Origin of the sequence: Streptomyces sp. RKAG337, assembly GCF_023701715.1 — a bacterium.
Classification (GTDB): domain Bacteria; phylum Actinomycetota; class Actinomycetes; order Streptomycetales; family Streptomycetaceae; genus Actinacidiphila.
This window is the reverse complement of record NZ_JAJOZA010000001.1, coordinates 5,346,550-5,367,281: the sequence shown is the minus strand read 5'-3', so window position 1 is coordinate 5,367,281 and position 20,732 is coordinate 5,346,550. Positions and strand designations below refer to the sequence as shown.

The 20,732-nt window shown below is 69.2% G+C and carries 18 protein-coding genes; 14 read left to right on the top strand and 4 right to left on the bottom strand.

Annotated features, from left to right (window positions below; genetic code table 11):
- Nucleotides 1–250 precede the first annotated feature (250 nt).
- From LNW73_RS23775 to LNW73_RS23750, 6 genes are all read left to right on the top strand, one after another.
- A complete protein-coding gene (locus LNW73_RS23775; RefSeq protein ID WP_250991295.1) occupies nucleotides 251–559 on the top strand; it encodes a hypothetical protein in 309 nt (102 codons plus the stop codon).
- An 85-nt stretch (nucleotides 560–644) separates the two neighbouring features.
- A complete protein-coding gene (locus LNW73_RS23770) occupies nucleotides 645–1,544 on the top strand; it encodes a bifunctional DNA primase/polymerase (protein WP_250991294.1) in 900 nt (299 codons plus the stop codon).
- Nucleotides 1,541–1,915 (top strand): hypothetical protein, encoded by a 375-nt coding sequence (locus LNW73_RS23765; RefSeq protein ID WP_250991293.1) that lies wholly within the window; start codon nucleotides 1,541–1,543, stop codon nucleotides 1,913–1,915. The genes LNW73_RS23770 and LNW73_RS23765 overlap by 4 nt, the downstream gene beginning before the upstream one ends.
- Nucleotides 1,912–3,168 carry a DUF3631 domain-containing protein gene (locus LNW73_RS23760; RefSeq protein WP_250991292.1) on the top strand — a complete coding sequence of 419 codons (1,257 nt, stop codon included), beginning with the start codon at nucleotides 1,912–1,914 and terminating at the stop codon, nucleotides 3,166–3,168. The genes LNW73_RS23765 and LNW73_RS23760 overlap by 4 nt, the downstream gene beginning before the upstream one ends.
- Nucleotides 3,169–3,314: 146 nt before the next feature.
- The gene (locus tag LNW73_RS23755; protein WP_250991291.1) at nucleotides 3,315–3,551 is read left to right on the top strand and encodes a helix-turn-helix transcriptional regulator; all 237 of its coding nucleotides are present in this window, start codon (nucleotides 3,315–3,317) and stop codon (nucleotides 3,549–3,551) included.
- Nucleotides 3,552–3,652: 101 nt separating this feature from the next.
- Entirely contained in the window at nucleotides 3,653–4,918 is a 1,266-nt protein-coding gene (locus LNW73_RS23750; RefSeq protein ID WP_250991290.1) for a tyrosine-type recombinase/integrase, read from the top strand.
- Between the two features lie 76 nt (nucleotides 4,919–4,994).
- Here the strand turns inward: LNW73_RS23750 and LNW73_RS23745 are convergent, their stop codons facing one another.
- Entirely contained in the window at nucleotides 4,995–6,356 is a 1,362-nt protein-coding gene (locus tag LNW73_RS23745; RefSeq protein ID WP_250975577.1) for a glutamine synthetase family protein, read from the bottom strand.
- Between the two features lie 274 nt (nucleotides 6,357–6,630).
- On the opposite strand from LNW73_RS23745, the gene LNW73_RS23740 reads away from it, so the two are divergent.
- From LNW73_RS23740 to LNW73_RS23705, 8 genes are all read left to right on the top strand, one after another.
- Complete coding sequence (locus tag LNW73_RS23740) at nucleotides 6,631–7,095, top strand: hypothetical protein (protein ID WP_250991289.1); 465 nt, start codon at nucleotides 6,631–6,633, stop codon at nucleotides 7,093–7,095.
- Nucleotides 7,096–7,186: 91 nt separating this feature from the next.
- The gene (locus LNW73_RS23735; RefSeq protein WP_250991288.1) at nucleotides 7,187–8,800 is read left to right on the top strand and encodes a multicopper oxidase family protein; all 1,614 of its coding nucleotides are present in this window, start codon (nucleotides 7,187–7,189) and stop codon (nucleotides 8,798–8,800) included.
- Between the two features lie 114 nt (nucleotides 8,801–8,914).
- Nucleotides 8,915–9,964: a LacI family DNA-binding transcriptional regulator gene (locus tag LNW73_RS23730; protein WP_138353768.1), complete on the top strand. Its 1,050-nt coding sequence runs from the start codon at nucleotides 8,915–8,917 to the stop codon at nucleotides 9,962–9,964.
- 241 nt (nucleotides 9,965–10,205) lie between these two features.
- On the top strand, nucleotides 10,206–11,606 hold the full coding sequence (locus LNW73_RS23725; protein WP_250991287.1) for an ABC transporter substrate-binding protein: 1,401 nt from the start codon (nucleotides 10,206–10,208) through the stop codon (nucleotides 11,604–11,606).
- A 110-nt stretch (nucleotides 11,607–11,716) separates the two neighbouring features.
- Nucleotides 11,717–12,694 (top strand): carbohydrate ABC transporter permease, encoded by a 978-nt coding sequence (locus LNW73_RS23720; RefSeq protein ID WP_250991286.1) that lies wholly within the window; start codon nucleotides 11,717–11,719, stop codon nucleotides 12,692–12,694.
- Between the two features lie 15 nt (nucleotides 12,695–12,709).
- Nucleotides 12,710–13,600, top strand: a complete 891-nt coding sequence (locus LNW73_RS23715; protein WP_250975582.1) for a carbohydrate ABC transporter permease — start codon at nucleotides 12,710–12,712, stop codon at nucleotides 13,598–13,600.
- A gap of 66 nt (nucleotides 13,601–13,666) precedes the next feature.
- Nucleotides 13,667–15,382, top strand: coding sequence for a glycoside hydrolase family 13 protein (locus tag LNW73_RS23710; RefSeq protein WP_374118171.1), 1,716 nt, complete (start codon nucleotides 13,667–13,669; stop codon nucleotides 15,380–15,382).
- Between the two features lie 118 nt (nucleotides 15,383–15,500).
- Nucleotides 15,501–17,264 (top strand): NAD+ synthase, encoded by a 1,764-nt coding sequence (locus LNW73_RS23705; RefSeq protein WP_250991284.1) that lies wholly within the window; start codon nucleotides 15,501–15,503, stop codon nucleotides 17,262–17,264.
- Nucleotides 17,265–17,276: 12 nt separating this feature from the next.
- Here LNW73_RS23705 and LNW73_RS23700 read toward each other — a convergent pair whose 3' ends face one another.
- From LNW73_RS23700 to LNW73_RS23690, 3 genes are all read right to left on the bottom strand, one after another.
- Entirely contained in the window at nucleotides 17,277–18,194 is a 918-nt protein-coding gene (locus LNW73_RS23700) for an endonuclease/exonuclease/phosphatase family protein (RefSeq protein ID WP_374118277.1), read from the bottom strand.
- 246 nt (nucleotides 18,195–18,440) lie between these two features.
- The gene (locus tag LNW73_RS23695) at nucleotides 18,441–19,043 is read right to left on the bottom strand and encodes a TetR/AcrR family transcriptional regulator C-terminal ligand-binding domain-containing protein (protein WP_250991282.1); all 603 of its coding nucleotides are present in this window, start codon (nucleotides 19,041–19,043) and stop codon (nucleotides 18,441–18,443) included.
- Entirely contained in the window at nucleotides 19,040–20,632 is a 1,593-nt protein-coding gene (locus tag LNW73_RS23690) for an MFS transporter (protein ID WP_250991281.1), read from the bottom strand. The genes LNW73_RS23695 and LNW73_RS23690 overlap by 4 nt, the downstream gene beginning before the upstream one ends.
- Nucleotides 20,633–20,732 lie beyond the last annotated feature (100 nt).

The window sequence follows — 20,732 nt, the reverse complement described above, 5'->3', positions numbered from 1 at the left end:
ACACGGCTACTGGCCAGTGGGTAGTGGGGCACCACCCCACTACCCACTAGAACACCCCAGTAGAGCCCCCAGGGCCCGTCAACGGCCCTTTCTACTGGGGCACCCCACTACCCACTACCCACTAACCCGCACCCCGGAAGTCACCCAACGTGACCGACGGCCGTGCGCACCGGGGCCGGTCTTTGCACGTCCAGAGACCGGCCCGACTCATGCCCCAACCCGGCACCACCACCCGTGAGGAGGCACCACCATGCGCCATCGTCCGCCGCCCCCGATGCCCGGCATCGCCCCGCACATTCCCGCTGAGATCTACCGCCAGGCACAGCGCGAAGGACGACCGATCGTCGTCGTCCACACCACCGTTCCCGCCCCCCGCTCGGCCCGCACGTACCTGATGCCGCTCGCAGTCGGCATGGCCGGGGCACTCGGCGCCATGGGCACCATCGCCGCCGCCCTCGCCCTGTTCCAGTTCGCCGTACACACCGCAGCGCTCGTTGCCGGCGCGATCGGCCCGATCGGGATCGGAAGCGGCATCACGCTCCGCCTCGCCCGCAAATGACGCCCGGGGCGACCGCCCGCTCTCGCCAAAGATGCGCGGTCGCCCCGGCTCACCCGCTCTCATCACAGAACAGGAGAACTCCAGCATGACCCAAGACCCTGCCCGGGCGCTGCTACATGCAGCCCTGGAAGCAGCCGCACGAGGCTGGCACGTCATCCCCTTACGCCCCGGCGACAAACCCCCCGCCCTGCACGGCGAACAACGCTGCCCCCGCACCGGCGACTGCACGACCGGTCACCGCAAGTGGGAGCAACGCGCCACCACCGACCCCGCCCGCCTCCGCACCGCCTGGGCTACCGGCGCGTTCAACGTCGGAATCGCGACCGGCCCCTCCGGGCTGGTCGTGGTGGATCTCGACATGCCCAAGCCCAAAGAGCCGAAGGGCACGCCTTCCGGCGTGACGACCTTCCAAGCGCTCTGCGAGCGCGCCGGACACCCCGTCCCTGCCACCTACCGGACCCGGACCGCACGCGGCGGACAACACCTGTACTTCACCGCCCCGGACGGGGTCCGGCTGGGCAGCACACACAACGAGCGCTTGAAGATCGATACCCGGGCGTGGGGCGGACAGGTCGTCGCCGCAGGCAGTGTCACCCCGAACGGGTCCTACGCCGTGATGGACGCGCTGCCGGTCGCCCTGTTCCCGGAGTGGATCCAGGAGGCGCTGTACTCACGTCCGAGGGCTGCACGGCCCGTGATGGTGAGCCTGCCGGAGCGGGCCGGGCGGTACGCGCAGACGGTGCTGGAACGGGAAGTCGCCGCCGTGGCCGCCGCTCATGAGGGTGGCCGCGAGGCGGAGTTGTTCCGCGCGGCACGTGCCGTGGGCCGCTTCGTGGCCTGGGGAGACCTTGACCGGCACGTTGTCGAAGAGGCTTTTCAGGTCGCCGCTGAGTCCACAGGGCTGCCGGCGTCACAGTGCCGCTCGACCCTGCGCAGCGCCCTGGACTGGTCCATCCGCACCGCTCAGCCCCGGAGGACGGCATGAGCACCCCACAAGGGCCGGAGCTGAAAAGCCAACAGCTCACCCTGGTCGGACGGCCCGACGCGGCTCCGGCCGATCCCGCCACCGGGCGGGCGGTCGTTGCTCGAAAGACGCCGGCCGCAGGCCGTCCTTCCATGCCTGTCAGCCCTGACCGGCACAGCCCGACCGAAGGCCCGGCGTGGGTGATCGCGTGGATCCACATCGTCGCCCCGGAGGAGTGGTCAGCGCCGGTGTCCGCCCACGCGTGGTGCACCTGCGGCTTCGAGCGCCGCGCCACCACCCGCCGCGGCGTCCTGCGCGTCGTCGAACAACACCTCGCCCACCGGACCACCTGCCTACTGCGCAACCCTGCCGAAGGGAGGCACGCCGCATGACCAGCCCCACACCGCAGCCCACCACCCCCCTGGACGGGGCGGCCCTGCTCAACGAGGTGGAAGCCTTCCACCGCCGCTTCAACATCTTCCCCACCGAAGCCGCCTACGTCGCCGTCACCCTGTGGGACGCCCACGCGCACCTGATCGACGTCTTCGACGGCACCGCCCGCATCGCGTTCCTCTCCCCTGAACCGGGATCGGGCAAGTCCCGGGCGCTGGAGATCGTGGAAACCCTCACCCCCCGCGCCGCCACCACGGTCAACGCCTCCGCCAACGCCCTGTTCCGCCTGGTCGAATCACCCGAAGGCACCCCAACGTTGCTCTTCGACGAGATCGACACCGTATTCGGCCCCAAGGCAGGAGGGGACGAACTGGTCCGCGGGTTCCTCAACTCCGGCTACCGCCGCGGCGGCAAGTCCCTGCGCTGCGTCTCCGACGGCAACAACCAAACCGCCGCCTGGTTCTCGTCCTTCTGCGCCGTAGCCATGGCCGGACTCGGCTCCCTGCCCGACACGATCCTCACCCGCTCCGTCATCATCCGCATGCGCAAGCGAGCCCCCAACGAGACCTGCGAGCCCTACCGCCGACGGCAGCACGAGAAGCAGGGCAACGCCCTGCGCGACCGGCTCGCAGACTGGGCCCGTACCGTCCAGGATGCAGTGGCGGACGCGTGGCCGGAGATGCCCGACGGAGTCAGCGACCGCCCCGCCGACGTGTGGGAACCCCTCCTCGCCGTGGCGGACGCGGCCGGCGGGGACTGGCCCGAACGGGCCCGCGCCGCCTGCGTCGAGCTAGTCAGTGCAGCGCAGGACAACGAAGAGGCGTCCCTGGGCATCCGATTGCTGACGGACCTGCGCGACAAGGTGTTCTGCGGAGCGGACCGCGTGGCCACCGCCGTCATCCTCGAATGCCTGCTGGGCATGGATGACGCTCCCTGGGCCGACCTGGACGACAAGCCCATCACCTCCCGGGCCTTGGCCAAGCTGCTGGGCCAGTACGTCACCCCGGCGAACAAACCCATCAAGCCCCGCGGGATCCGCACAGCCAACGGCACTCCCAAGGGCTACTACGCCGACGACCTCACCGACGCCTGGACCCGCTACTGCCCTCCCCACTCCCCAGAATCCGCAACATCCGCAACGTCCGCCACATCGCAGGTCAGCAGGGGTGCGTCTGTGGCGGAAACCCTCCCCGGCACCCGCCACATCACCGCCGTACCCGACACAACCCCCGCCTTGCACGCCTCCGCGTAGCGGCACCCATCCGCCACACGCCACGTATCCGCCACAAACCCAAGCCGCTGACCTGCAATGTGGCGGCGTGGCGGATGTTGCGGACCTGCGAAGGGGGGCCAAGACCCCTCCCGATAGCGAGACCGGATCGAGGGAGACACCACCTCATGGCAACGCCCACCAAGACCGACCCGCGTGCCACTTTGCGCTGCGGCCTCCCGGACCGCTACCTCACCCCCGAAGACCTCATGGAACTGCTCGGTGTTCCGAGCGTCGAAACCCTCTACACCTGGCGTAAGAAGCGCGTTGGTCCGCCCGCATTTCGCGTCGGCCGGCACCTGCGCTACGACCCCGTCACTGTTCAAGCGTGGGTCGCCGAACGCATGGCGCAAGAGGCCGCCTAACACCCCTCCCTCACCGCCAGACCGGCCGGACAGCCAACAGGCTGTCCGGCCGATCTGCGCTCACGCCCGCTCCATGACCACGCCGAAAGGATCAGCTCACCATGGCTGGCCACATCCAAGACCGCTGGTACAAGACCGAGAAGGACGCGGCTGGGGTTCCCCGCCGCGTCAAGAGCGACCGCTACGGCATCGGGCTCCGCTACCGGGCCCGGTACGTCGGGCCGGACGGCACCGAGAAGAGCCAGTCCTTCCCCGACAAGCAGAAGCGGCAGGCGGAGCAGTGGCTCGCGCGGATTGAAGCGGACATGTCGCGCGGGCAGTACATCGACCCGGCTGCCGGCCGAACCACCTTCCAGCAGTACGGAGAGAAGTGGATTGCGTCGCAGGCCACGGATATGACCACCCGCACGGTGGTGGAGGTGCAACTCCGCCTGCATGCCTTTCCATACATCGGGTCACGCCCGCTCGGATCCTTCCTGCCAGAGCACATTCGGGAGTGGCTGAGCAGGCTGGAGAGTGCACTCCCTGTCGCGTCCTATCGGCGTGTCATCTTCAGCAGCGTCTCGGCTGTGCTCTCCGCGGCCGTGGACGACGGACACCTGCCGAAGAATCCGTGCCGGGCGAAATCTGTCCGGGCACCGCAATCGACCGCCCCGCGGGTCGCCCCGTGGGCCGCCGATCGGCTGTTCGCTGTACGGGCCGGATTGCCGGACCGCTTTCAGGCGATGGCGGACCTTGGGGGCGGGTGTGGACTGCGGCAGGGGGAAATCTTCGGGCTGCCAATCGACGCGGTCGGATTCCGAACCGGTTGGCTGCACGTGGGTTACCAGGTGAAGCTGATCAACGGAAAGCTGGTGTTCGCGCCGCCAAAGCGCGGCAAGGAACGTGACGTACCGCTGCCCGAGCATGTGGGGCGCGTGCTCAAGGCTCACGCGGAGCGCTTCCCGCCCGCCGCGGTCACGCTCCCCTGGCTCACGCCGGACGGCCCGCCCCTGACCAAGCGGCTCCTGTTCTCCAGGACGGATGGGGGCGCGGTCCGGCGCAACGACTTCAACACCCGGATGTGGAAACCCGCCCTCGTCGCCGCAGGGGTGATCCCGGTACCGAAGAAGGGCGAGACACACGAAGCGGCCCGCGAGCACGGCATGCACGCTCTCAGGCACTTCTACGCTTCGGTTCTGCTGGACGCCGGCGAGAACGTGAAGGCTCTCAGCCACTACCTCGGACACAGCGATCCGGGGTTCACGCTCCGGGTCTACACACACCTGATGCCCAGCAGCGAGGGGCGGACTCGGAAGGCCGTCGACAGCGTCTACGAAGCCGTCGGATCCGTGCCGGACGGCCCAGAGACGGCCCAGGGGCAGTGAGACGACTCCGGGCCAGCGGCAGAGTGCCGCTGGCCCGGACGTCATTACAGCGAGAGAGAAGCCCTCTGACCTGCGCCTACAGGTTGGGAAGGTTCTTGCGGAGCTCGAACGCCGTCACCTCGGAGCGGTACTCCTCCCACTCCTGCTTCTTGTTGCGGAGGAAGAAGTCGAAGACGTGCTCGCCGAGCGTTTCCGCGACCAGTTCGCTGCGCTCCATCAGGGTGATGGCCTCGCCCAGGTTCTGCGGGAGGGGCTCGATGCCCAGGGCGCGGCGTTCGGCCTCGGAGAGGGCCCAGACGTCGTCGTCGGCGCCGGGCGGGAGTTCGTAGCCCTCCTGGATGCCCTTCAGGCCGGCGGCCAGCAGGACCGCGTAGGCGAGGTAGGGGTTGGCGCCGGAGTCGATGGAGCGGACCTCGACGCGGGTGGAGCCGGTCTTGCCGGGCTTGTACATCGGGACGCGGATGAGCGCGGACCGGTTGTTGTGGCCCCAGCAGATGTACGAGGGGGCCTCGCCGCCGGCGCCCGCGGTGCGCTGCGAGCCGCCCCAGATGCGCTTGTAGGAGTTCACCCACTGGTTGGTGACCGCGGAGATCTCGCCGGCGTGCTTGAGCAGGCCCGCGATGAAGGAGCGGCCGACCTTGGAGAGCTGGAACTCCGAGCCGGACTCGTAGAACGCGTTGCGGTCGCCCTCGAAGAGGGAGAGGTGGGTGTGCATGCCCGAGCCGGGGAAGTCCGAGAACGGCTTGGGCATGAAGGTCGCGTGCACGCCCTGCTCCAGCGCGACCTGCTTCATCACCAGCCGGAACGTCATGACGTTGTCGGCGGTGGACAGGGCGTCGGCGTAGCGGAGGTCGATCTCCTGCTGGCCGGGCGCGCCCTCGTGGTGGGAGAACTCCACCGAGATGCCCATCGACTCCAGCATGGTGATCGCCTGGCGGCGGAAGTCCATGCCGACGTTCTGCGGAGTGTGGTCGAAGTAGCCGGAGTTGTCGGCGGGGGTGGGGATGCTGCCGTCGAGCGGCTTGTCCTTGAGCAGGAAGAACTCGATCTCGGGGTGGGTGTAGAAGGTGAACCCGAGGTCGGAGGTCTTGGCCAGTGCGCGCTTGAGGACGTAGCGCGGGTCGGCGTACGAGGGCGAGCCGTCCGGCATGAGGATGTCGCAGAACATCCGCGCGGTCCCGGGGCCCTCGGCGCGCCACGGCAGGATCTGGAACGTGCTCGGGTCGGGCTTGGCGATCATGTCGGACTCGTAGACCCGGGCGAAGCCCTCGATCGCCGAGCCGTCGAAGCCGATGCCCTCGTCGAAGGCCTGCTCCAGTTCGGCGGGGGCGACGGCGACCGACTTCAGATAGCCGAGCACGTCGGTGAACCACAGCCGTACGAAGCGGATGTCGCGCTCTTCGAGCGTACGGAGCACGAACTCCTGCTGCTTATCCATTTCCACCCATCCTCGCTGATCAGGCTGCCTGCTCCCGCGCCGCGGGGCACCTCGGGGCACATGAGCATCCCACCACACGGTTTCTGGCACGTTTCGGACCTCGTCCGAACGCACGAGCCGGTGGGGGCGTACTGCTGTGCCCATACTGCCTGCTGTTTTGCGCCCTGCGTAACGGGCGCCGGTGATCCGTCGGACACCTGTGGGGACCAACGCCCAGTTGTCGGTGCGCTTGTGTAGGGTCCTGTCAGGTTCCGATACCGGAGAGGGGTATGTGATGACGCGCCGGATGCTGCTGTTCGCCGCTCTCCTCCTCGGGATTTTCGCCATGCACACGGTGGGCCATCCGGCGGGCGGCGGCCATCAGGGGACGCGGTCCGCCGCGGTGGACCGGGCCTCCCAGCATGGCGCCTCCCCTCATGCGATGGGAATGGCGCAAACGGGTGCCGACCGGCACGAGCCGGCACCCGCGCACGAGCCGGCACTCGCGCACCGGCCCGCGCACGAGGCGGCCCCCGCGCACCGGCCCGCGCACGACACGAGCCCGCTGACGGTCTGCCTGGCCGTGCTCGGCACCGCCACCGCCGTCCTGCTCGCCGGCCTGCTCGCCGCCCTCGGCCTGCTCGCCGGCCCGCTGCCCGGCTCCGTCGCGGCGGCCCGCTCCCTTCTCCCCCGGGGCAGGTGGCCGTGGCCGCCGCCCCCACGGATACCCCTCTCCCGTCTGCCGGTGCTGCGCATATAGGACGCCGCCCGCCCGCCCCGGAGCCTGTGCCCCGGGACCGGTCACGCGGTCCGTCCTGCCCATCCATCGACACCCATGAGGTGTATTCAGCATGCGTACCTACCACCGCCGCGCCGTGCTCGGCGCGGGAATCGCCGTCGCCGGAGGCGGCCTGCTCGCCGCCTGTTCCGGCGGAGCCGCCACGTCAGGACATCCCGGGCACGGCAACTCCCAGTCCGCGGGCGACGGATACCTCGCGCCCGACGGCCCCGAGGTCGTCGCCGCGGAGAAGGCGCGAGCCGGGAGCGGTCCGGTCAGCGAGGTCCGGCTGACCGCCGTCGAAGGCGTCGTGGACCTCGGCGGGCCCACGGTCAAGACCTGGACGTACGACGGCGAACTGCCCGGCAAGGAGATCCGGGTGACGGCGGGCGGCACCCTGTCCGCGACGCTCGCCAACCATCTGCCGCAGGCCACGTCCGCGCACTGGCACGGCCTCGCCCTGCGCAACGACATGGACGGGGTACCGGGGCTGACCCAGCCCGTCATCAAGGCCGGCGCCGACTACGCGTACCGCTTCGCGGTCGCCCGGCCCGGCACGTACTGGTTCCATCCGCACACCGGCGTGCAGCTGGACCGCGGGCTCTACGCGCCGCTCATCGTCGAGGACCCGAAGGAGCCGCTGCAGTACGACCTGGAGTGGGTCGTCGTCCTGGACGACTGGGTGGACGGGGTCGACGGCAGCACCCCGGACGCGGTCCTCGCCGAGCTCACCAAGGGCGCGAGCACCACGGCCGCCGACGGCAGCGGCCAGAGCGGGACGGACCACTCCGGCATGGGCGGCATGGACGGCATGGAAGGGATGGACGGCCCGGCGAGCGGGGACCCGGCCGGGCCCAGCCGGATGCTGACGGGCGCCACCAGCGAGCTGCTCGGCGGCGACCCGGGCGATGTGAAGTACCCGTACTACCTCGTCAACGGGCGCACCCCGCAAGCCCCGCGCGGCTTCACCGCCAAGCCCGGCGACCGGATCCGGATCCGTTTCGTCAACGCGGGCGGCGACACCGCCTTCCGTGTCGCGCTCGGCGGGCACCGGATGACCATCACGCACACCGACGGTTACCCCGTCGTGCACGCCGCGACCGACGCGCTGCTGATCGGCATGGGCGAGCGGTACGACGTGCTGGTCACGGCGGGTGACGGGGTCTTCCCGCTGGTCGCCCTCGCCGAAGGGAAGGACGCGGCGGCGCTGGACGTGCTGCGCACCGGCGGCGGAACGGCGCCGACCGCCGCTGACCGCCCGAAGGAGCTGTCCGGGCAGCTCCTCCAGGCCGGCGATCTGCGGCCCGACCCGTCGGTGGCGCTGCGGGACCCCGGCCGGACGCCGGACCGCACGGTCGAGCTGCGGCTGACCGGCAGCATGGCCAACTACAACTGGGCCTTCGACGGGGCGGCTTACGATCCGGCGGTCCGCCATGACGTGCGGCAGGGCGAACGGGTCCGGGTGACGATCGCGAACAACACCCGGATGTGGCACCCCCTGCATCTGCACGGGCACACCTTTTCGCTGACCGGCGGCGGCGCCCGCAAGGACACCGCTATCGTGCTGCCCGGACGGACACTCAGCGTCGATCTCGACGCGGACAATCCAGGACTGTGGATGATCCACTGCCACAACGTCTACCACGCGGAGGCGGGCATGATGACGGTCCTCGGCTACCGGCAGTAACGGATCCCCGGTGTCCGGGGTGCTCCCCCGGACACCGGACCGGACGCGGAACCTTGCAGGATTGGCGCAAATTTCCCGCAAGAAACTTGCGAAACCTGTACTAGAGTTGACGTCATGACACGACGACTTGCCACGGTGGCAAAGAAGGTCGGGGTGAGCGAGGCGACCGTCAGCCGAGTGCTGAACGGGAAGCCCGGAGTCTCCGATGCGACCAGAGCCGCAGTGCTGACCGCACTCGATGTGCTCGGTTACGAACGACCGACCCAGCTGCGCGGGGAGCGTGCCCGGCTTGTCGGGCTCGTTCTCCCGGAGCTTTCCAATCCGATCTTCCCGGCCTTCGCCGAGGTGGTGGGTGGCGCCCTGGCACAGCAGGGGTTCACACCCGTGCTCTGCACCCAGACCGTCGGCGGGGTGTCGGAGGCCGACTACGTGGAGTTGCTGCTGCAGCAGCACGTCTCCGGGGCGATCTTCTTCGGCGGCCTGTACGCCCAGGCCGAGTCGTCGCACGAGCACTACGCCCGGCTCGCCGAGCGCAATCTGCCCACCGTGCTGATGAACGCCGCCATCGACGATCTCGACTTCCCGAGGGTGTCCTGCGACGACGCGGTCGCCGTGGAACAGGGGATGACCCATCTCGCGTCGCTCGGCCATGAGCGGATCGGCCTGATCCTGGGCCCGCCCGACCACGTTCCGTCGCGCCGCAAGCTCGCCGCGGCCCGCCGCTGGATCGGGCAGCGCGGCGGCGAACTCCCGGACACCGCCGTCGAACACGCGCTGTTCACCCTGGAGGGCGGGCAGGCCGCGGCCAGCCGGCTGATCCAGCGCGGCGTCACCGCCGTCATCTGCGCGAGCGACCCGATCGCCCTGGGCGCCATCCGGTCCGCCCGCCGCCGCGGGCTGTCGGTGCCCCAGGACTTCTCCGTCATCGGTTACGACGACTCGATGTTCATGAATTGCATCGATCCGCCGCTCACCACCGTGCGCCAGCCCATCGAAGCCATGGGCCGGGCCGCCGTCGACCTGCTGAGCGGTCAGATCAGCGGCACTCCGGTCGACCACGACGAGCTGCTCTTCGAGCCCGAGCTCGTCGTACGCGGCTCCACGGGTCCCGCGCCGCGGGCCGCACAGCCCCAGCAGCCGGGGGTGGAAGCGACCAGCAGATAGCGCCGGTCCGGCTCCGGCAGTCGTTGGCAACCCTCCCCGACACCACTGACTGGGAAACGGCTTCGTAATCAAGTCGTGTCTTTGCGAGCTTCGCGCGAAATCTTGCGGACATCTATCGGGTTCAGTACCTTGAGCCCACCCGAGACGGCGGCGCACACCCCGCGCCACGCAACCGCGCAGGGTTCGCAGATCTCAGAGCGCGGAGCATCGTCGCGCAGTGGTTCAGGGGAAGGGTTGATCAATGAAGACAAACCGCTACCGGACGCTGGTGGCCATCGTGCTCGTCGCTGGCGTCGGTATGACCGCCGCGGCGTGTTCCGACAGCAAGGACACTGCCAAGGACCCCGGCTCAGGCGACAAGAGCGCGAGCGCCAAGCTGGATCCCAGCACCAAGGTCACCATCAGCGTCGACTGCATGCCGCCCACCACGAAGGCGGCCGAGCGCAAGCAGTGGGTCGACGACATAGCCGCGTTCAAGGTGCTGTACCCGAACGTCACGGTGAACAGCAAGGACGGATTCCCCTGCGAGGATCCGGCCAAGTTCACGGCCATGATGAAGGGCGGCACGCAAACAGACACCTTCTACACGTACATGACCGACAAGGACCAGGTTCTGGACGCGGGTCAGGCCGCTGACATCACTCCGTACGTCACGCCGGAGACCGTCCCGAACCTCAACGACATCGACCCCAACGTCATGAACGTGCTGAAGGACGGCGGCAAGCTGTACGGCCTGCCCACCTCGAACTACCAGATGGGCCTGATCTACAACCGCAAGATCTTCTCCCAGGCCGGGCTCGACCCCAACAAGCCCCCGACCACCTGGGAAGGCGTGCGGGCCGCGGCCAAGACCATCCAGGACAAGCTGGGCAGCCAGGGCATCCACGGCTTCATCGAGAACGCCGGCGGCAACCAGGGCGGTTGGCACTTCACCTCGGAGCTCTACGGGCTCGGGGGCCAGGTGACCTCCGAGGACGGCAAGAAGGCCGCCTTCAACACCGACGAGAGCAAGACCCTCCTGCAGACCCTGCACGACATGCGCTTCACCGACAACAGCCTGCCCGCGACCCCCGGACTCGCGTGGGGCGACGTCCAGAAGGCCATGGGCACCAGCAAGGTCGGTATGTACGTCGGTGCTCCTGACGACATCCCGCTCGTCGTCCAGCAGTACCAGGCCAAGTTCGAGGACCTCGGCATGGCGCCGATCCCCGGCGGCAAAACCTCGCTGTTCGGCGGCGCCGACTACATGTTCAAGAAGTCGTCCACGCCCGACCAGATCAAGGCCGGCATCGCCTGGGTCAACTTCAAGTTCCTGACCCTGGAGAAGGGCCAGTTCAACTACCCCCGCAACAAGACGGACGGCATCCCGGTCGGACTGCCGCAGCCGTTCTTCTTCACCGGTGCGTCCAAGGACAAGGACACCTCCACCAAGACCGCGAACGCGACCGTACCGGTGGAGAACTTCGCCACCTACGTGGCCGCCCAGGTCCCGGTGAAGCCCGAGCCGCCGAACGCCCAGAAGATCTACACGGTCCTGGACAACGCGATGTCGGGTGCGCTGACCAACAAGAACGCCGACATCGGCAAGCTCCTCTCCACCGCTGAGACGCAGGTCAACACGCTGCTGGCCGCCAGCCAGTAGCAGCGAGCGCGGGGGCCGGCCGGAGCGCCGGCCCCCGCACCGCGGCAACCGTCCGCCGATCAGCAGCTGTGCCCACCGGGGATGCCCCCGGCCCCAGTCGAGGAGTTCTCATGACGGCGACCACCGTCTCCCACAACAAGGCAGAACGCGGTTCCGGGCATGCATCGCCGAGAGGTTCCCGGCGCCGTCCGGGACTTCCGGACGGGAACGCCCGCGCGGGGTTCGGCCGGAGACTGCGCCGCGATCTGCAGGCGCATGCATTCATGATCGGCGCGGTGCTCTGCTTCGGATTCTTCTCCTGGTATCCGATGGTCCGCGAAGTCATCATGAGCTTCCAGAAGACCAAGCGCGGCGAGACCACCTGGGTGGGCTGGAAGAACCTCGAAACGGTCTGGAACGACCCGGGTTTCTGGCCGGCCTGGCGCAACACGATGCAGTTCACGCTGTACGCGCTGGTGATCGGATTCGCGGTGCCGTTCGTCATCGCCATCGTCCTCAACGAATTCCGGCACGCCCAGGCGTACTTGCGCATCCTGGTGTATCTGCCGGTGATGCTGCCACCGGTCGCCGGGGTGCTGCTCTTCAAGTACTTCTACAACCCGGAATACGGCCTCTTCAATCACATCCTGCATTTCCTGCACCTGCCGGAACAGGCCTGGCTGGACTCGTCGAGCACCGCGATGATCTCCGTGGTGATCGCGGCCACCTGGATGAGCGCCGGCGGCGCCACCCTCATCTACCTGGCCGCCCTGCAGAACGTGCCCGGTGAGCTGTACGAGGCCGCCGACCTGGACGGCGCCGGGCTGCTGAGCAAGATCTGGCACATCACCATCCCGCAGACCAGGCCGGTCCTGTCGCTGATGCTGCTGCTCCAGATCGTGGCGACGATGCAGGAGTTCACCAACGTCTATCTGCTCACCGGCGGCGCCGGCCCCGAGAACTCCACCGGAACCGTGGTCTACATGGTGTACCAGTACGCGTTCCGCTACGACAGCTTCGGCAGCGCCTCGGCGCTCGGACTCATCATGCTGGTGGTACTCGGCGGATTCTCCGGCCTGTACGCGCGGCTCAGCCGCAACAGCGACTAGGACGGGGAGAAGGACATGGCAGCGAACCAACCGCAGCAGCGCACCCTGATATCCGCGGCCGCGCTGAACAGGCCCCGCGGGAAATTCATCTACTGGACCGTTCTCTCGCTGACCGTCGTGGTCTTCACCCTGGTCTTCCTGGGGCCGCTCTACTGGATGGTCTCCGGCGGCTTCAAATCCGCGCAGGAAGTGCTCCAGAATCCGCCGACGCTCTTTCCCAAGGACCCGAAGCCGGGCACCTACAAGACGGCGTGGAGCCAGCTGAAGATCGCCCGGCTGCTGTTCAACACGATGTACTACGCCTTCGGCGCGCTCGCCTTCCAGCTGGTCTTCGACGTGGCCGCGGCCTACGCGATCTCCAAGCTGCGGCCGGTGCTGGGGAATCTGATCCTCGGCATGATGCTGGCCACGCTGATGATCCCGGCCGCCGTGCTGATCGTGCCGCAGTACCTGACCGTGCTCGACCTGCCGCTGCTGCACATCAATCTGATCGGCACGCCCTGGGCGATCTGGCTGCCCACCGTCGCCAACGGGTTCAACATCTTCCTGCTGAAGCGGTTCTTCGACTCGATCCCCGAGGACCTGATGTCCGCGGCGGCGATCGACGGGGCGAGCCCGCTGCGGACCCTGTGGTCGATCGTGCTGCCGATGTCCAGACCGATCCTCGGTGTGGTGTCCATCTTCGCGGTGGTCAACGTGTGGAAGGACTTCCTCTGGCCGATGCTGGTGCAGCCCGACACGGACAAGCAGCCGATCAACATCGGGATCAACTCCCTGTCGCAGGGCGTGCCGCAGAACGTCCTGATCGCCGCGCTGGCCATCTCCGCCCTGCCGACGATCGCCATCTTCCTGCTCTTCCAGCGCAACATCATGTCCGGCCTGACCGCGGGCAGCCTCAAGGGCTGACCAGCGCTTCACCTGGACTGCACCCCTCAGAACTCCGCCGCCGGTCCCATGCCCCATCCCCGCTGAATGGCCGGCGGCGGGGTCCCTCCTGCCCGAAAGGACGTCTCCGTGGCAGACACCCGCCCGCCCGTCTCCGACCACCACCCCGCTGCGGGCGACTGGTGGCGCAACGCGGTCATTTACCAGGTGTACCCGCGTAGTTTCGCCGACGGCAACGGCGACGGGATCGGAGACCTCGCCGGTGTCCGGGCCAAGCTGCCGTACCTCGGCGAGCTGGGCGTCGACGCCCTCTGGTTCAACCCCTGGTACCCCTCCCCCATGTTCGACGGCGGCTACGACGTCGCGGACTACCGGGACATCGACCCGGTGTTCGGCACCCTGGCCGAGGCCGAGAAGCTCATCTCCGAGGCACTGGACCTGGGGATCCGCAGCATCATCGACATCGTCCCCAACCACGTCTCGTCGGCGCACCCGTGGTTCGTCGAGGCGCTGGCGGCCGGCCCCGGCAGTCCGGCCAGAGAACGCTTCTGGTTCCGGCCCGGCCGCGGCGAGCACGGCGAACTGCCGCCCAACAACTGGCCGTCCCAGTTCGGCGGGGTGCCCTGGACGCGGACCGTGAACGAGGACGGCACCCCCGGCGACTGGTATCTGCACCTTTTCGACAGCCAGCAGCCGGACCTGAACTGGGAGCACCCGGACGTGCGGCGCGAGCACGAGGACGTGCTGCGCTTCTGGTTCGACCGGGGCGCGGCGGGGGTGCGCATCGACTCCGCGAGCCTGCCCGTCAAGGATCCGGCCCTGCCGGACCTGACCGAGGAGCGGGACGGCCCGCACCCCTACGACGACCGCGACGAGCTGCACGACATCTACCGCTCCTGGCGCCGGATCGCCGACTCCTATCCCGGCAGCCGCGCGCTGATCGGTGAGGTGTGGATGCCCGACGCGGAGCGGTTCGCGCGGTATCTGCGGCACGACGAGATGCACACCGCCTTCAACTTCGACTTCATGTCGTGCCCCTGGGACGCGGGTCTGCTCCGCGCGTCCATCGACACGACGCTCGCCGCGCACGAGCCGGTGGGCGCGCCCGTCACGTGGGTGCTGGCCAACCACGACGTCACCCGCACGGTGACCCGTTACGGCCGCTCCGACACCGGCTTCGACTTCGCGACCAAGGCCCACGGCACCCCGACCGACCTGGTGCTCGGCACCCGCAGGGCGCGCGCCGCCGCACTGCTGACGCTGGCGCTGCCGGGCTCGGTCTACATCTACCAGGGTGAGGAGCTGGGGCTGCCCGAGGTCGAGGACATACCGGCCGAGCGGCTGCAGGACCCGATGTACCTGCGCTCCGGCGGCACCGTGCCGGGGCGGGACGGCTGCCGGGTCCCGATGCCGTGGTCGGGGAAGGAGTCGCCGTTCGGCTTCAGTCCCGACGGTTCGGCGCGGCCGCCGTGGCTGCCGCAGCCCGCCGACTGGGCGGACCGCTCGGCCGGGGCGCAGACCGGTGACGCCGACTCGATGCTGGAGCTCTACCGTTTCGCGCTGCGGCTCCGGGCGACCGAGCCCGGTCTCGGGGACGGTCCGATCCGCTGGCTGGGGAGTGCCGCGGGGGTGCTGGCGTTCCGCCGGACGGACGCTTTCACCTGTGTCGTCAACCTCTCCGACCAGGCCGTCGCGCTACCGGTGGACACCACCGTCCTGCTGGCCAGCGGTCCGCTCACCGGCGATCTGCTGCCGTCGGACACGGCCGTCTGGCTGCGGACCCGGGACGGATCCGGCGCCTGACGGATCCTGACGGAGCCCTGCGGGACACGGGTGCGCGACGTGTCGGGCCGACGCGATGTGCTGCCGGACACGCCTCTCCGCCAGGACATCGCGTCGGTGTGACGATTACAGTGGAGGGGTGCCTCAACTTCGCCTCGCCTTGAATCAGATCGACTCCTGCGTCGGTGACATCGCCGGGAACGCCGAGTCGATCGTGCACTGGACCCGGCATGCGGCCGAGCGTGGAGCCCACCTGGTGGCGTTCCCCGAAATGGTGCTGACCGGCTACCCCGTGGAGGACCTCGCGCTGCGGTCGTCCTTCGTCGAGGCCAGCCGGTCCGCGCTGGCCGAGCTCGCCGGCCGGCTGGCCGCCGAGGGCTTCGGGGAACTGCCCGTCGTCGTCGGCTATCTGGACCGCAGCGAGAAGGCCCAGCCGCGCTACGGGCAGCCCGCCGGGTCGCCGCGCAACGCGGCGGCGGTGCTGTACCGCGGCGGGATCGCGCTGCGCTTCGCCAAGCACCACCTTCCCAACTACGGCGTCTTCGACGAGTTCCGCTACTTCGTCCCCGGTGACACCCTCCCGGTGATCCGGGTGCACGGGGTGGACGTCGCGCTCGCGATCTGCGAGGACCTGTGGCAGGACGGCGGCCGGGTGCCCGCCGCCCGCGCCGCCGGCGCCGGGCTGCTGCTGTCGGTCAACGCCTCGCCGTACGAGCGGGACAAGGACGACACGCGTCTGGAGCTGGTGCGCAAGCGCGCCCAGGAGGCCGGCTGCACCCTCGCCTATCTGGCGATGATGGGCGGCCAGGACGAGCTGGTCTTCGACGGGGACTCGATCGTGGTCTCGGCGGCCGGCGAAGTGATCACCCGCGCCCCGCAGTTCGAGGAGGGCTGTGTACTGGTCGACCTGGAGCTGCCCGCCGCGGGCGCGGTGCCGTCCGGCGTCCTGGACGACGGCCTGGAGATCGAGCACGTCATCCTCTCCACCGAGCCGGTCGCGCGCTACGAGCCGGAGGTGGCCGGCGGCTACGCGGAGCGGCTGACCGACGACGAGGAGGTCTACACCGCCCTCGTCACGGGCCTGCGCGCGTACGTCACGAAGAACGGCTTTCGGTCGGTGCTGATCGGGCTGTCCGGCGGCATCGACTCCGCGCTGGTGGCCGCCATCGCCTGCGACGCGCTCGGACCCGCCAACGTCTACGGCGTCGCCATGCCGTCCCGGTACTCGTCGGAGCACTCGATCGGTGACGCCGAGGAACTGGCCCGCCGCACCGGGCTGAACCTCAGGACCGTCCCCATCGCGCCGATGTTCGACGCGTACATGGCGGCGCTGGGGCTCACCGGCCTCGCCGAGGAGAACCTGCAGTCCCGGCTGCGCGGCACCACGTTGATGGCCATCTCCAACCAGGAGGGCCACATCGTGCTCGCACCGGGCAACAAGAGCGAGCTGGCCGTCGGCTACTCGACCCTGTACGGCGACTCGGTCGGCGCGTACGGGCCCATCAAGGACGTCTACAAGACGACGGTCTTCCGGCTCGCCCGCTGGCGGAACGCGTCGGCCGCGGCGAAGGGCGGGACCCCGCCGATCCCGGAGAACTCGATCAGCAAGCCGCCCAGCGCCGAACTGCGCCCCGGCCAGGTCGACACCGATTCACTGCCCGACTACGACGTGCTCGACCGGGTGCTGGAGCTCTACGTCGACCGGGACCAGGGCCGGGACGCGATCATCGGCGCGGGCTTCGACCCGGAGCTGGTGACCCGGATCCTGAAGCTGACCGACACGGCCGAGTACAAGCGCCGGCAGTACCCGCCGGGCACCAAGATCTCGGCCAAGGGCTTCGGCAAGGACCGGCGGCTGCCGATCACTTCGCGGTGGCGCGAGACCGGCCGCGCGGAGAACTGACCTTCCCCCGGCTCACATCTGCAGGCGGGCGGCGACCGGCAGGTGGTCGCTGCCCGTCTTCTTCAGGGTCCAGGACGACATCGGCTCGATGCCCCTGACCATGATCTGGTCGATCCGGGCCATCGGGAAGTCGGCCGGCCAGCTGAAGCCGAAGCCGTTGCCCGCCGCGCCCTGCGTGGAGCGCATCTGTGAGGTGACGGACGCCAGCGAGCGGTCGTTCATGGTGCCGTTGAGGTCGCCGAGCAGCACGACCTTGGTCAGCGACTCCTGTGCGATGGACTGCCCGAGCGCGTCGGCCGCGCTGTCGCGCTGCCCGGCGGTGAAGCCCGCGTTGAACTTCACGCGCACCGACGGCATGTGCGCGACGTAGACCGCGATCTGGCCCTGCGGGGTGGAGACGGCGGCCCGCATGGCGCGCGTCCAGCCGAGCCTTATGTCGACCGCGTGCACGCCCTGGATCGGGTACTTGCTCCACAGCCCGACGGTGCCCTGCACCGAGTGGTAGGGGTAGGCGCCGGCCAGCGCCGCCCGGTACGCGGGGACCTGACCGGCCGCCAGCTCCTCCAGCGCGACGAGGTCGGCGCCGGCGGCGATGACGTCCTTCGCGGTGCCGGTCGGGTCGGGGTTGTCGGCGTTCACGTTGTGCGTGAGCACCGTCAGGTTGCCGCCGGACTTCTCGTTGTCGGTGAGCAGTCCGCCGAAGAGGTTGAACCACACCAGGACCGGCAGCAGTACGGCGATCAGCGCCGTCGCCGAGCGGCGCACCAGTGCCACCACCAGCAGCACCGGAAGGGCCAGGCCCAGCCAGGGCAGGAACGTCTCCAACAGGCTGCCGAGGTTGCCGATCCGGTTCGGTACGTCGGAGTGGAAGGACAACAGCAGGGCCAGGATCACCGCGAGCGCGGCGGTGATGATGCCTCTGCGCCACATGCCGTCGCGCTGCCAGCCGAAGCGCCGTCGCGCTCCTGAGGCCGAACGGTTCGGCTCGGGGCCGTCCGTGGTCGCGTCGGTCATGTGCGCCTGGGTCATATGGGGGGTCCTCACTGCCTTGCCGATTGCCATGCCGACCCTAAGGGATCGACATAAGAACCGACGGGCCGGAAGGGGCGGTGGGTTCCACCGGAACCCACCGCCACCGTCCCCTGTGACAAGACGCGTACATATCGGTCAACGCGGTCAACGCGGGCGCGCGCCCTCCAGAACCGTGTCGACGATCAGCTCCGAGAGCCCGTCCTCCAGCGACGCGCCCGGCCGCATCATGGCCCGGCTCAGCATCGGGCCGGCGAAGATGTCGCCCAGCAGTTCCAGGTCGAGTCCGGCCCGGATCTCGCCGGTTCGCACCCCGCGCTCCAGCACCGCGAGCATGGCGTCCCGCCGGGTGACGACCACGGTGTCGTGGTACTGCTTCCACAACTCGGGGACCTGCTGGAACTGCAGGAGGATGTTGCGCATCACGGCCGAGGAGCGCTTGGCCAGACCGCGCCGCCGGATGGCGTCGATCATGGTGACCAGGTCGTCCCGTACCGATGCCCCCGCCAGTGCCGGCGTCGGCTCGTCGATCGAGTTGAGTACGTCCATCAACAGCGCGTTCTTGCCCGGCCAGCGCCGGTAGACGGTGGCCTTGCCGACCCCGGCGTCACGGGCGATGCCCTCGATGGACAGCTCCCCGATCGTGACGCCCTCCTCCAGCAGCCGGAGCACCGTCTCGGTGATCGCGCTGTCGGCGGCGGCGCTGCGCGGACGGCCGCGCGGTGCGGCGTCGCTCCCGGCGTCGCTCATCGCTCCGCTCCGACCGCCTCCGGGGCCCGCTCTCCGCCTTGCTCCGGCACGGCGTCCTTGCGCGGCAGGAAGGCCAGCACCACGAGGGTGCCGACCACCGCGACGGACGCGGAGCCGATGGCGGTGATGTGCATGGCGTGGATGAAGGCGTTGTTCGCGGGCTGGACGAGGGCCTTGCCGGCGGGCCCCAGATTCTCCGCGACGCCGAGCGTCGCCTGGATGGACTCACCGGCCGCGTGCCGGGCGGGCGCCGGGAGACCGGCGAGGTGGCCGTCGACGCCGTTCCGGTACGTGGTGGAGAGCAGCGAGCCGAGGATGGCCACTCCGAGCGCGCCGCCGACCTGCCGGAAGGTGTTGTTGACGGCGGATCCGGAGCCGGCCTTCTCGCGCGGCAGCGACGACATGATCATGACGGTGGCGGGCGGCATGACGTGTGCCATCGCCGTACCCATCAGGAAGAAGATCACTTCCAGGATCCAGATCGGGGTGTCCTGGTCGAGCAGCAGGAAGCCCAGGAACGCGACGGCCGTCAGCGCCAGGCCCGTCGCGCACACCGCACGCGGGCCGAACCGGTCGACGACCAGCCGGGCGCGTGGAGCGAAGATCATCTGGGCGGCGGCGAGCGGCAGCAGCAGCACGCCGGACTCCAGGGCGCTGTAGCCGCGCACGCTCTGCGTGTAGAAGACGACGAAGAACGTCACGCCCATCAGCGCGAAGAAGACCAGTCCTATGGCGGCGACCGACGCGGAGAACTGCCGGTTGCGGAAGTAGTTGACGTCGAAGGCGGGGTGGTCGCTGCGCTTCTCGTACAGCACGAACCCGGCGATCACCACGAGACCAGCCAGGATCGTCAGCCAGACCTTGGGCTGGGTGAAGTCGCCGAGCTGACCGCCCTTGATGATCCCGTAGATCAGCACGACCAGGCCGACGACGGAGAGCAGCACGCCGACGGGGTCGAGACGGCCCGGGTTGGGGTCCTTCGAGTCGGGCACCAGGATGACCATCGCGACCAGGGCGACGGCCACGATCGGCACGTTGATCAGGAAGACCGAGCCCCACCAGAAGTGCTCCAGCAGCGCACCGCCGGTGATCGGGCCGATCGCGATGGCCAGGCCGACCACGCCGGTCCAGATGCCGATGGCCTTGGGCTGCTCGTCGCGCTCGAAGACGTTCATGATGATCGCGAGCGTCGCGGGCATGATGAACGCGCCGCCGAAGCCCATCAGCGCGCGGAAGGCGATGAGCTGCCCCGACGAGTCGGACACCGCGGAGAGCGCGGAGCCGATGCCGAAGACGAGCATGCCGAAGAGCAGCACCTTCTTGCGGCCCAGCCGGTCCCCCAGCAGGCCCGCGGTGAACAGCAGCCCGGCGAAGACCAGGGTGTAGGAGTTGATCGCCCATTCGAGCTGGCTCTGGGTCGCCCCGAGGCCGGTGGGGGCGGGCTGGGCGATCGTCTTCATCGCCACATTGAGGATCGAGTTGTCCAGCACCACCACCAGGAGGCTGAACAGCAGGACGGTGAGAATCGCCCACCTGCGGCGGTGGATCGCCTCGGGGATGGCTCGGGACTGACTCGAGGATATGGACATGGCTCCACGCTAGCCCGCATTTCCGATACGGGACCGTCTCGTATCGTAAAGCAGGGGTAAAAACAGGGGGGCTCTTTGCGTAGGCGGCCGCACGTGCCAG